At 33.5% G+C, this 13585-nt stretch carries 8 protein-coding genes; 3 read left to right on the forward strand and 5 right to left on the reverse strand.

The window, feature by feature from the left end:
- Positions 1-66: 66 nt before the first annotated feature.
- Positions 67-1383, forward strand: a complete 1317-nt coding sequence (locus QWY86_RS16435) for a nicotinamide mononucleotide adenylyltransferase (protein WP_290243588.1) — start codon at positions 67-69, stop codon at positions 1381-1383.
- Between the two features lie 8 nt (positions 1384-1391).
- Here QWY86_RS16435 and QWY86_RS16440 read toward each other — a convergent pair whose 3' ends face one another.
- The 5 genes from QWY86_RS16440 to QWY86_RS16460 form a co-directional block, all read right to left on the reverse strand.
- Positions 1392-1580: a hypothetical protein gene (locus QWY86_RS16440; RefSeq protein ID WP_290243589.1), complete on the reverse strand. Its 189-nt coding sequence runs from the start codon at positions 1578-1580 to the stop codon at positions 1392-1394.
- Between the two features lie 108 nt (positions 1581-1688).
- Positions 1689-3107: an SDR family oxidoreductase gene (locus tag QWY86_RS16445; protein WP_290243590.1), complete on the reverse strand. Its 1419-nt coding sequence runs from the start codon at positions 3105-3107 to the stop codon at positions 1689-1691.
- Positions 3108-3359: 252 nt separating this feature from the next.
- Entirely contained in the window at positions 3360-4892 is a 1533-nt protein-coding gene (locus QWY86_RS16450; protein ID WP_290243592.1) for a PAS domain S-box protein, read from the reverse strand.
- Between the two features lie 112 nt (positions 4893-5004).
- Complete coding sequence (locus QWY86_RS16455; protein WP_290243593.1) at positions 5005-5814, reverse strand: response regulator transcription factor; 810 nt, start codon at positions 5812-5814, stop codon at positions 5005-5007.
- Positions 5796-8966: a ligand-binding sensor domain-containing protein gene (locus QWY86_RS16460; protein ID WP_290243595.1), complete on the reverse strand. Its 3171-nt coding sequence runs from the start codon at positions 8964-8966 to the stop codon at positions 5796-5798. Before QWY86_RS16460 ends, QWY86_RS16455 begins: the two co-directional genes overlap by 19 nt.
- Before the next feature lie 320 nt (positions 8967-9286).
- Here QWY86_RS16460 and QWY86_RS16465 point away from each other — a divergent pair, with 320 nt between their 5' ends.
- Together QWY86_RS16465 and QWY86_RS16470 are read left to right on the forward strand one after the other, a co-directional pair.
- Positions 9287-10312: a glycoside hydrolase family 43 protein gene (locus QWY86_RS16465; protein WP_290243596.1), complete on the forward strand. Its 1026-nt coding sequence runs from the start codon at positions 9287-9289 to the stop codon at positions 10310-10312.
- A 198-nt stretch (positions 10313-10510) separates the two neighbouring features.
- Positions 10511-13576 carry a SusC/RagA family TonB-linked outer membrane protein gene (locus tag QWY86_RS16470; RefSeq protein WP_290243597.1) on the forward strand — a complete coding sequence of 1022 codons (3066 nt, stop codon included), beginning with the start codon at positions 10511-10513 and terminating at the stop codon, positions 13574-13576.
- Positions 13577-13585: the final 9 nt, after the last annotated feature.

The following is a 13585-nucleotide window of genomic DNA, read 5'->3' on the forward strand; positions in this document are numbered from 1 at the left end:
AATTGGTGTGTAAAAGTTAAACTAATTTCCAAATAAACTAATGAACCATTTTTGTACTTTTGCGGCATGGTAAGAGAAATTCTGGATACTAAACGCAAAGCATTAAAGATTAACCTTGACCCAAGAATTTACGGCACATTTGCCGAGATAGGAGCAGGCCAAGAAGTTTCGAGAAACTTTTTTAATGCCGGTGCAGCATCTGGAACTGTAGCCAAAACCATGTCGGCTTATGATATGACTTTTAGCGATGCCATTTATGGAGCAGAGTCAAATGGGCGTTATGTTTCTCAAAACCGACTTATACAAATGTTAGACCATGAATTTGGTTTATTAAATGAGCGTTTATCTGGAGAAAAGTATGAAAGCAGAACATTTTTTGCATTTGCGGATACAGTAACAACCTTAAATTACAAACGTACAAACGAACCACATGGCTGGATTGGGATTCGTTTCCAAGATGAACCAGGAGGTTTACCAAATGAAATATTTTTCCATGTTCGGTTGCTTGATACCGATGTAAATATGCAACAAAGAGTTTTGGGGATTATTGGTGTAAATTTAGTTTACGCTGCATTTTATCACCATCACGAACCTAAAATAATGGTTGAATCTTTGGCTGATAATTTAACCATCGGCTCTGTTGAAATTGATTTAATTTCAGTTAAAGGTCCGGCTTTTCCTGAGGTAGATAATATTCTGCTTAATCTTTATATGATTATGAAGGATTTTTCTGCGGCAGCAATTTTTGATGCCGATGCACATCCTCGCCAGGCTAAAGATTTATTGTATAAAAAGGATATTATGATTTTGAGAACCAAATTTGGTCAGAAATCATTGCCAAACTTTAGCTTATTTAATAAAGCAACCGACCAATTTAAGCGCACAAACCAAGTTGAGGATAGTAATTTGGCTGTTATGATTGAGGTTTTATTAACCAATGTTTTAACAGATGACCAGGAAACGCCTGATGATATTGATTTAGAGTCTGTTGCGAAAAGAGCACAAGAAATGTGCGATACCGGAAACATCGTTATTGTATCAAACTTTACTCGTCATAACCGTTTGGCTAAATATTTGGCTCGTTGTAAACCAAAAAGCGTTGGCTTGGCAACAAATATTAATAACTTAAAGTTCGTCTTCAATTCTACAAATTTTAAGGGCGAAAATTATTCGGGTCAATTGTTAAGCTACGTAAATGATATGTTTAACACTAACGTACGTTTATTTGCTTATCCGTTTTTAGATAAAAAGACGAATCAGGTAATTACTACAGCGAATATGCCTGTTACACCAGAAGCAAAACCTTTATTCGATTTCTTATTGGTTAACAGTTATATTACCGATATTGAAGACTACGCAGAGAACGAAGTTAAAACCGTATAGATATAATTTTAATGTTTAACATCTGCAGGTGCATTAGTTAAACTATCTGCAGTACTATCTGTAGATAATGAATCGGTAACCTTTGTGGTATCAGTATATTTATACAAGCTATCAGCATTCTTCTCATCAGCTTTATTACTGTTGCATCCAGTTGCTATAATTGCAAGAACCGATAATATTAAAAGTGGCTTTTTCATAGTTTAAATTTTATCTATCTTAATAAGTAATTAAAAGGCTTATTGTTTTAATAAACTTAAAATGAATATATCTATTCGAATTAATATAGTTATGAGATGGATAAATTATTAATGTACAATTCTCTTAAGCATGCCCCGAAAAATAAAATAATGGAATGGTAGCATGGCTATCCAGTATAATCTTCCTGCTATTCCTAGCGGACGAAACGTAGCGGTTTGGTGAACGATACCTTTTTCATCTATACAAAATTCTAACCATGCTTCGCCAGGAAGCTTCATTTCCGCATAAAGTAAAAGCCTTTTTTGTTCTTTAGATGATAAGATAACTCGCCAAAAATCAAGAGCGTCACCAGGTGAAGTTTGCTGAGCATTTTTACGACCTCGCTTTAGTCCAACGCCACCAAAAAGTTTGTCAAGAAATCCTCTAAATCCCCAAAGCCAATCTCCGTAATACCAACCATTTTTACCTCCAATAGAAAATATTCTCTCAAGTGCTTCTTCTGGATTATCAGTTTTCATTTTTTGTTTATCCAATAAAACACCAAATTTTGGTATTTCAATATGTTTGGATAAACCATTTTGAAAAATACTGCTTCCTGAAGAATCATTCCAACTTGATAAAACAAGATTCTGCTCAATTTTTTCAAATGCCATATCTATAGCTTTAGTGTATGGAATTAAATGAATATTTAGCTTTTGAAACAAATCATTTTCTTTTGGTATCACATCAATTTTCATGCTATCGACTAAGTTTTTGGCTAAATCGTAAGATGTAGACGTTACAAAGTAAAGCCAATAAGAAGATAGCTTTGGCGTAAAAACGGGCACAATAATAATTTTTCTTTTAAGCTTTCTTACTTCAGCAAATTGTTCTAGCATTTGCTTATAGCTCAATAGATTAGGGCCATAAATATCAAAATGCTTATTATATGTATCTGTTTTACAAATTACTCCAGTAAGAAATTCTATAACGTTCCTCACTGCTATAGGTTGGCATTTGGTTTTAAGCCATTTTGGAGCAACCATTATGGGGAGTTTCTCTACTAAATCTCTTATTATTTCAAAGGAAGCGCTACCCGAACCGATAATAATGCCTGCCCGAAGAACTGTGGTAGAAACTTTTCCCTTCCTTAATCTTTCTTCAACTGCCTTCCTACTTTTTAGATGATTACTAAGTTCTTTTTCGTTAATAATTCCAGATAAATAAATAAGTTGTTTTGCTTCAGTTTTATCTAAATAATTAGTGAAGTTGTCAGCAGATTTGAGCTCAGTTTTGCTAAAATCTCCTTGGGTACTCATAGAATGAACTAAATAATAAGCAATATCAATGTCCTTGGGTAAGAGTTGCATGGTATCACTTTTAATCAGATTTGCCTCAATAATCTCTATCTTGGCATCTTTAAAAGCCCTAATATCAATTCTGGCCTTATCTCGAACAACGCAAACTACCTCATGCCCCAATTCAATTAATGCGGGTAACAGCCTTTTACCAATATATCCGGTCGCACCAGTAAGCAAGATTTTCATTATTGTTTAACAAATATTCGCTTCAATTGTTATGTTTCTAGAAAGAAGAGTATAAGCTATTTATCCTTATGAAATAGTGAGATATGCAATTCACTTTAGTATAAGGCAAAAAAATTAATGTCTGCTCTGCGAAACTTTTTAATTATGAAATCAATTGCATTTTAATTTCAATCATTGTATGATTTTATAGCTAACCGAAAATGTAGTTCCCTTGGTTTCTTACATTAAATAAAGCGTAAAATGTTTGGAGGCCTATTTACTCAAAGGAAGTGAGAAATAAAATATTGAACCCTTTCCAATTTCACTTTCAACTTTTAATGTTGATTTGTGCAGTTTTAAAATGGTTGATGAAAGATATAGTCCTATGCCGAAACCAGAAATAAATTTTGTTTGTTCATTCTCAACCCTGAAAAATTTCTGAAACATATTTTTTTGATCCTCCAAAGCAATGCCCATTCCGTTATCTTTTACCTTAACCACAGCTTTCTGATCAATTAAAGTACAGGAAATATTTATTTCACCACCAATTGGAGAATATTTTTGTGCATTACTAATTAAGTTGGTTAGTACAAGCATAATTTTTTCCTCATCACCATGAACAATCACAGACGATATACCATCATAAATAACTGTATGTTTATGGCTTGTAATACCAGCATCTTCAATACAATCCGCAATGAGTTTTGCAATATCAAACTGTGCTTGCTTTATACTTATTTGCCCTTCTTCAAAACGCGAAATATTTAAAAAATCGCGAATTAAATGTTCCATTTTCTTTGTTTGTACATCAGCTTTTGTTAAAGCTTTTAAGGTAAAATCAGCATCGTTCGATTTTAACAAAGCCATTTGAAGATACGACTTTAATGAGGTTAGAGGCGTTTTAAGCTCATGACTTACAAAGCTAACAAACTCATTTTTCTTCTTCTCTACAAGGCTTTTTTCAGTAATATCTCGTGCTATTTTTGAAAGGCCAATAATATTTCCTTCCAAATCTTTTACAGGAGAAATTGTTAATGATACACTAATTAAAGTCCCATCCTTCCGAAGTCTTTCTGTTTCAAAATGCTCAACACGAATACCTTCTCTAAGTTGAGCTAAAATTTTTGGTTCTTCATCAAGTCTATCATTAGGGATTAGTTTTAGAATTGATTCTCCAATCATTTCTGAGGCAGAATAACCAAAAATACGAGTTGCAGCTTCGTTCCAACTTGTAACTATACTATTAAAATCTTTACTTATAATTGCATCATCAGAAGATTCAACAATTGCAGCTAAACGTTGACTTACTGATTCGGCTATCTTTTCATTCGTGATATCATGCACAATTTTCGATAAACCAATTAGCTTTCCCCAAGAATCATAAATGGGAGAGATAGTTAAAGAAACATCAACAAATGTTCCATCTTTTCTTAAACGCTGGGTTTGAAAGTGATCGATAAGCTTTCCACTTTTTAACTTTTCTAGAAATTTAGTTTCTTGATCTTGAAGGTGTTCGGGAATAAGTTTTAATATCGATTCGCCAATCATTTCATCTTCGGTATAGCCAAAAATTCTTGATGCGGCATTATTCCAACTAGTGATAACGCTATTAAGATTTTTACTAATAATTCCATCATCAGTAGATTCTATGATCGAATTTAAAATAGCGCTACGCTCTTCTGCCTTCTTCAGCGCATCATTTAATCTCTTAAGCTCATAGTTACTTAACCTTAGCTCAAGTTCTTGTTGCTGATACGCCCGAATTTTATCAATAATCTCCTTACTCTCTTGCATTCTATACTTCATGAATTAGTATGGAAATATAATTATATCTTTATTAAGTTAAGCAAATGGTTCGTAATTATTTTAAGAGAAGGAAAATAGCAAATATTTACCAATAAGGAACAGTTTGCTGTGATTATCGCTGTTTTGATTGTGTATATTCGGTAGGAGACATACCAAATTGTTTTGAAAAGCTACGACTAAAATGTTTATGAGAATTATAACCAACCATTTGAGAAATTTCATAAATTTTCAGTTCTCCATCATTTAATAATTCTGCTGCTTTTTTTAATCTGGTTATATTAATAAGCTCAATTCCACTTAAGTTTGAGATAGATTTTATTTTTCGATAGAGTGTTGGGCGGCTCATATTCATATTATCGGCCAAATAATCTACTCCAAGTTCGGCATCATCAATTCTTTGATTTATTAAATTTTGAAGTTTTTCTAAAAATAACTCATCGCTTTTAGAATGCGCCATGCTATTAATGTGTATAAGCGGCGAACTGGCAAAATATGCTTTTATTTTATCTCTGTTTTTAAGTAATGATGAAACTTGGACTTGTAAAAAATCGGTGTTAAAAGGCTTTTCTACATAAGCATCGGCGCCAACTTCCAAACCATCTATAGTTGCTTGTAAGCCAGTTTTTGCGGTTAGTAAAATTACCGGAATGTGGCTGTATTCAAAGTTCGATTTAATTTTTTCGCATAGCTGATATCCGTCCATTTCTGGCATCATTACATCACTAATAACAAGCTGCACAATCTCTTGATTTAAAATTTTGAGTGCTTTTAAACCGTTACAAGCTGTTAAAACCTTATATTTTTCACTTAAAACATCGGCAACATATTCTAAGATATCCTCCTCATCATCAACCAATAAAATAACAAATTTATGTTTCAAATTTTGTCGGATAGTTGCTTCAACTATAATCTTTTCTTCCATTTTCCCTTTAAATTAAATTCTATAAGTTGATGTATTGGTAATACTAAAACAAAAAGATTGTTGCCAGCTTCATCGTTAATCACGGTCAAATTTCCACCATGTAATTCGGTAAGCGATTTTGATAAGGAAAGTCCGATTCCTGTTCCTTGTTTAATTTGGGTTTCTGTAGCCCTAAAAAATGGCTCAAATATTTTTTGATGCAACTCTTCAGGAATTGTTCTACCATCATTTAAAACCGTAATCTCAAAATGGTCTGAAACGCCTTCAGGAATTTTTAGACTAACCTCTATAATCGAATCGCTATATTTTATCGCATTATCAATCAGGTTGCTTAATATTTTATAAAAGGCTTCTGTATCTATATAAGCTTCTAAATTTTGAGTAGGCAAAACAAGTTTATAATCGAGGTTTTTTTGTTCAGTTATTGTTTGGAAAAACGTAAAAATATCAGTGAGTATTTCAGAAATATCCGCCTTTACAAAATTAAGAGAGAAGCCATTTACTTCAGTTTTTCTAAAATCGAGCAGCTGATTAGTTAATTTGAAAAGCCTGTCGGTATTTCGCTCCATTATTTTAAGCTTCTTTTCCATGTATGGCACTTCTGATGCTTGTTTCAGTAAATCGCCCATGGGTCCTTTTATCAGCGTTAATGGCGTTCTTATTTCATGTGCTATGTTAGTAAAGAATTCGATTTTAGCCTGATAGATCTCCTTCTCCTTTTTATTTTCAAAGTGTTCCATTCTTCGCTTATTTCTGTTCTCCATTTTTAAATGGTATGCCTTAAAAAAATAGAAAATAATTAGGCCGAGTAAAATTGTATAACACGAATAAGCAATATTGCTTTTGTAAAATGGAGGCATAACTGTTATTAATAACTTAGGATTTGTTTTTGTCCACGTGGTATTACAATTTGCGAGTGCTTTAATTTCAAAAACATAATCGCCTGCTGATAGCTTAGTGAAATAAACTTTTCTATTGGTTTTCAGGTAGTTCCATTCGTCGCTAATTCCTTTCATTCGGTAGGCATACTGTGTCATTTCTGGAGAAAGAAAGCTAATGGCCGCAAAATCAAAACTGAATGATGACTGCGCATCGTTTAACACTATTTTATTAGTATTTAAAATAGATTCTGATAACACAGATTTACCAAAAACATCAATTTCCTGGTTATTTATCTGAAAACCAGTTATTTTTATTGGCGGTTGTTTACTTGTAATATTTAATTCTGCCGGATTAAAACTAATCATACCTCTAACACTTCCAAAATATATTCGTCCGTCGGTATCTTTAAAACCAGAATTGTAATTAAACTGATCGGTGAGTAACCCATTCGAGCTCGAATAAACTTTTATAGATTCATCATCAGGATTGAAATGCAGAAGTCCTCGGCTAGTTCCAATCCATAATTTTTTCTCAGAATCTTCTACAATTTTGAAGAGAAAATTGCTTGGTAGACCATCTTTTACAGTAAATTGATTAAAGGATTTATTTTTTCGATTGAAAAGATTTAATCCACCACCGTCAGTAGAAATCCAAATGTTCTTACTGCTATCTTCACAAATGCCGTTAATGGTGTTGTGAGATATACTTTTTGAATTTTTAGGGTTATTTTGATATTGCGTATAACCTTTTTTTCCAGGAGTAAATACTACTACACCATGATTGAATGAGCCGGCCCAAATATTGCCATTGCTATCTTCAGTAATAATTGCATAAAATATTAGTGGTAAACCCTCAACTAAATCAAAATCATCTTTCTCTTTATTGTATTTATACAAACCAACTATCGTTGCCAGATAAATATCGCCACTTCTTGTTTTACAAAAGGTGAGAATAAAACCATTTAACAATGAATTTCCCTTACCGGGCGTGTAATGCTTAATCACCTTTTTAGTCGTAATATCCATTACATCAATTCCATGCTCAAATGTTCCAATCCACAATTTATTCCCATCAACCAACAAACCATGTATGTTTGAATATGAAATGCTGGAAGATTTTCCATCGGGAAAGAAATTTGTAAACAATCCTGTTTTGGGATTAAGCATGCTTAAACCAGCATCTTCAGTTCCTATCCAAAAATTTCCATTACCATCTTTATGAATTTCTCTAACATCACTACCCGCAATAGAATTTATGCCTTTTTGCGGGAAGTACTTGGTGAAAACAGAGTATTGACTTGAACAATAATTTATCCCTCCAAAATAAGTTCCTGCCCAAATGCCATGCTCTTTATCTTTGTGAAGTGTATAAATTGCATTATCTGATAAAGAGTATAGGTTCGAATATTGCTTCGTAAGTTGGACTATTTTATCATTTCTAAGTACATAAATACCCGATTCTGATGCAATCCAAAATTCATCTTCTGACGATTTAATTATATCCCTAACATATATTGAGGTTTTATTTGAGTTAAAAGTTAGTATTTCTTTAATTAAACCATTTCTTCGATTAAAGCTTTTAATTCCTTGATTTGCAGTACCAATTAGTATGTTACCATTACCCATATCTATGGTTTTTGTAACCCAGCTATTTTCTTTCGGGTTAGCTTTACTCATTACATAATAAGAATTGAAGCGCTTTAATTTTGCATCATATTGTTCTATTGTACCATTTAATGTGGTAATCCAAATACTGCCATCGTCCATTTTTGAAACTGATGTGGCATCAAAATGTGTTAGCTTATCAAGCGTATTTAATCTTTTTTGATTGATATTGTATACAAAGGTTTTCCTGATGGAAATGATCCATAAATTACCATTATCATCGGTAGCCAATGAATTTATTCTTAAATCTTCTGTACCCTTAATTAATTGAAATTTTTCCGTTTTAGGTAAGTAAAGATAAACGCCACGATTGGTTCCAACCCATAAGCGATTAGAATTATCCTGATGCAAAGCATAAACAAGGTCGTTTCCTAAACTCCCAGGCTGCTCGGCATTGTATCTATAGGTTTTGAATTGATAACCGTCAAAACGATTTAAACCATCCTTTGTACCAAACCACATAAAGCCTTCATTATCCTGTGCACTGCAAAAAACAGAATTGTTAGATAGCCCGTTTTCTACCTGGTAATGCCTAAAATAATATGGTTGCGCATAAGAAACTGTCGCAATAAACAGGAAAAGAATAAGAAGGGTCGACTTTTTCAATTTGGTTAAATTCTTTTTCAAATATATTAATATCAGTACATGATAATTAATATAGTGCAGCACATTATAGTTGTAAGCCTAATTCAAAACTTTAAAAATCACAATATAAGCTGCGTTTAAAGCATTCGAATCATGCTTAGCTTAAAAAATAGAATCAAAATGTTTAATTATTGAAATATAATGAGATAATGAACATTATAAAATCTATCATATTTGGATAATATTATTGAGTTGACTAAATACTGCAATAATATGCTAACCAAATAAATAATGAAAGGAAATTAATCTCCCGATTTATTAATCAAACTAAACCAAATATTATGAGTAGAATTTTACTTTGTGTACTTTTTTTTCTGGCTATAAAAAGCTTAAGCGCACAAACCTTTACAAATCCTTTACTTCCTGCTGGTGCCGACCCTTACAGTTACTATAAAGATGGTTATTTCTATTACACACATACCACAGGCAACAGAATAGAGCTCTGGAAAAGTAAAACTTTAGAAGGCTTGAAGGATGCTCCACATAAAACCATTTGGAAAGCGCCTGCTACCGGACCATACTCTAAAGAAATTTGGGCACCGGAGGTGATGTTTTTACAGGGAAAATGGTATGCTTATTTTGCTGCTGATGATGGTCAGAATAAAAACCATAGGATGTATGTGCTTGAGAATACATCGGCCGACCCAATGCTTGGTGAATGGGTTTTTAAGGGGCAGCTTACTGATAAAACTAATAAATGGGCAATTGATGGTGATGTAATTGCCATTAAAGGTAAACTTTACATGGTTTGGTCTGGTTGGGAAGGTGATACTAATGGTAAACAGGAGATTTATATCGCTCAGCTTAAAAACCCGTGGACGGTAGAGTCTGAACGTTTTAAAATTTCATCGCCAGCATACGAATGGGAAAAACATGGCGATTTGAATTCTGCTGATAACCCACCACATGTAGATGTTAATGAAGGTCCGCAGTTTTTAGTTCGCGAGAATAAAATACACATCATTTATTCAGCAAGTGGCTGCTGGACTGACTTTTATGCACTTGGAATGCTATCTGCTGTTGTAAATACCGATTTTTTAAATCCAAAATCCTGGGTTAAACATCCTAAACCACTTTTTGTAAAATCAGAAGAAAATGGTGTTTATGCTCCAGGCCATAATTCATTTTTCAAATCTCCTGATGGAAAGGAAGATTGGATTTTATACCACGCTAATGACAAGCCAGGTCAGGGTTGTGGCGGATTTCGCTCACCACGGGCTCAAAAATTTACATGGAATAAAGATGGATCGCCAAATTTTGGTATTCCTGTTAAAACTGGCGTCGCCATGAAAGCTCCATCTAAATAATAAAATTGAGGCTATAGATTGTTCCTTGGCACAAAGAATAACCAAATACAAGAATTAAAATTTATGAGAAAAACAACCCATTAAGTAAAAGATTGCAGGTAGTTAACAGGTTATGCTAACTATCTAGGCGGCGCTTAACAAAGTTTCTTAGCGATTTGCCACATCATTAATCAAACCTAAACCAACAACTGACCAAATATGAAATTTAAAGCTTTACTATTAAAATTTATAGCGATAGCATTTTTGCAGTTTATGATATCCGCTAGCTTTTATACATCATCAAAAGCTAATAATGCTGAAGCACGAAAAGAGCTTAAAAATAAACTCAAACTATCGAAATTCAATAAATTCGATATTACAATAGCAGGTAAATTAGTTGATCAAAAAACTAATAATCCAATTGCCGGAGCAACGATTAAAGTTAAAAATAGTACAACAACCGCCACAACTGATGAAAATGGTAATTACAAAATTACGGTACCGAACGAGCAGGCTATTCTTGTATTTTCTTATGTAGGCTACGAGTCTCAAGAGAAACTAGTTGGCGATTTAAAAACCATTAATATGTACATGGTTTCATCACAATCAGATTTGGATGAAGTAATTGTGGTAGGTTACGGTACACAGAAGAAAGCAGATGTAACAGGATCTGTTGCGAGGGCTAATTTAGATGATTTCAGAAATTCACCAACAACCAACGTGGCTAACCTTTTACAAGGAACTGTTCCTGGTTTAAATGTTGGGCAGGTAAACCGTGCAGGTGCTACACCCGGAATCAGCATAAGAGGGCAAAACACTTTAGGTGGAAACCAAAATGTACTAATTATTTTAGATGGTGTACAGTACAATGGTTCTCTTACCTCAATTAACCCAGATGATATTTCTACTATTGATGTTTTAAAAGATGCCAGTGCTACGGCAGTTTATGGAGCGCAGGCAGCCAATGGTGTAATTTTAATTACCAGTAGAAAAGGTGTCGCAGGGAGAACCAAAATTTCGTTTTCTTCCCAATATGCTACCCAAAAACCTAATATTAATTTAAAACCGATGGGTAGAGAGGAGTACCTGGAGAACATTAGGTACTTGCACTACGAGCAAGCATTTTTAGCGCCAACTTTTACTCAGCCAAATCCTGCATTCGATTTAATTTCAAAAGTTGATGCATCTATGAAAGATTCGCAAGGCAATCTCTTACCAAATGATTTTAGCTGGTATGATGAAGCTACACGTACAGGAAATATTTTAGATAATAAGTTGAGCGTTTCCGGAGGTTCTGATAAAATTACTTATTTACTATCGGGTAATCTTGTTAAAAATCAAGGTTTTATCAATAATGATTTATTCAAGAGTAAGGGCATCAGAGCAAATATCGAAACTAAAGCAACCGACTGGCTTACAATTGGTTTGCAATCTTTCGGCAGCTTTATAAATGAAGACGGCGTTGAGCCAAATTTTGCACAAATTAACGCAATGTCTCCTTTAATTACACCTTATGATGCGAGTGGAAATTACAGAATTAATCCTTACAATACCAATTTAACCAATCCTTTTTTGAGCTATCAGGCTGATGATTTTGACCGTAAAAACTACTTTTTTGCTAATGTTTATGCCGTTGTACAATTGCCTATTAAAGGCTTAAGCTATAAAGTCAATTTCGGTAATAATTACCGTGTAGAACTCAAAAATATCTTTAATAGATACGATGCAAATTTAACTGGTCAAGCATCCAAAGAGAATAATATTTATTACGATTATACATTCGATAACATCCTTACTTATAATAAAACTATAGGTAAACATAACTTCACTGGTACCTTACTTTATGGTGCAATTGAAAGAGAAAATAGCTATACAAGAGCTTACTCTACAGGTTTTTCTAACGGAACCTTAGGTTATAATAATTTAGAACAGGGTACAAACAGGTTTGCTATCTCAAGTGCTTGGAATGAATCTTTAAACTATCAAATGTTTCGTTTAAACTATAATTTCGATAGTAAGTATTTATTTACCGGAACAATAAGAAGAGATGGTTTTTCTGGCTTTGCTGAGAACAATAAATACGGTGTTTTTCCATCAGCATCAATAGGATGGGATATTTCTAAAGAATCTTTCTTTAAAGTTAATTGGGTAGATAATTTAAAGCTAACAGCTGGTTACGGCGTTGCCGGAAATCAAACCACAAGATATTCATCATTAGCTAGAGTTGGTTCGAGTGCTGCTTACGTTTTTGGCGATGGCGGGTCAACGCAGTTCGGTTCACAAGTCAATTCACTTTCAAACCCTGATTTAAGATGGGAGCGTACGGGTGGTTTAAACCTTGCATTAGATTTTGGTTTGTTTAAAAACAGATTAACTGGTAGAGTTGATTATTACAAAACTGAAACAACTGATTTATTATATTCTGTTAATATACCTGTAGTTACAGGTTTTGGCAGCATTTTAACCAATATCGGTCAGTTAGATAATCAAGGTGTAGAGGTTTCATTAAACTCTAGAAATATCTCATCTGATGATTTCCTTTGGACTACAACTTTAAACTTTTCTAGAAACACAAATAAAATTGTTAAACTTTTAGGCGATAAAAATGGTGATGGTGTAGAAGATGATCTTCCCCAAAGCGGATTGTTTATTGGTCAGCCAACTGCAGTTATATTCGATTACAAGGTTAATGGAATTTGGCAAGTGGGCGAGCAAATTCCGGCTGGTTATTCTCCAGGCACTTATAGAATCTTAGATCAAAATGCTGACGGATTAATAAATGCTAACGACCGTTTTATTTTAGGTAGTTCAGCTCCGGCGTACAGAATAAGTATGCTAAATAACTTCCAGTATAAAAACTTTACGTTAACTGTATTTTTAAATTCTATTCAAGGTGGTAACAAATCTTATTTATCAGGAAATACACCGCGTAGAATAAGAGATGATAATGCCATTCGTGATAATTATTTAAGCGGAATAGATTTTTGGTCGCCAAATAACCCTGAAGGTAAATATCCACGCTCCATTGTATCGGCAACCTTGCAACCATCATTATATCAAAATAGAAGTTTTATCAGATTACAAGATGTATCACTTTCGTACAAATTTACAGGCAAATTTATTGAACGTATGAAATTACAAAACCTTAATGTTTTTGTAAGCGGCAGAAATTTAGCAACCTGGACGGATTGGGAAGGATGGGACCCGGAAACTAATCAAGGCTGGAACAACGATGGAAGACCTGTATTTAAAGGTTACTCAGTTGGACTTAACGTTACATTTTAATTAAAACGA

It is taken from the genome of Pedobacter aquatilis (genome assembly GCF_030409415.1).
Classification (GTDB): Bacteria; Bacteroidota; Bacteroidia; order Sphingobacteriales; family Sphingobacteriaceae; genus Pedobacter; species Pedobacter aquatilis.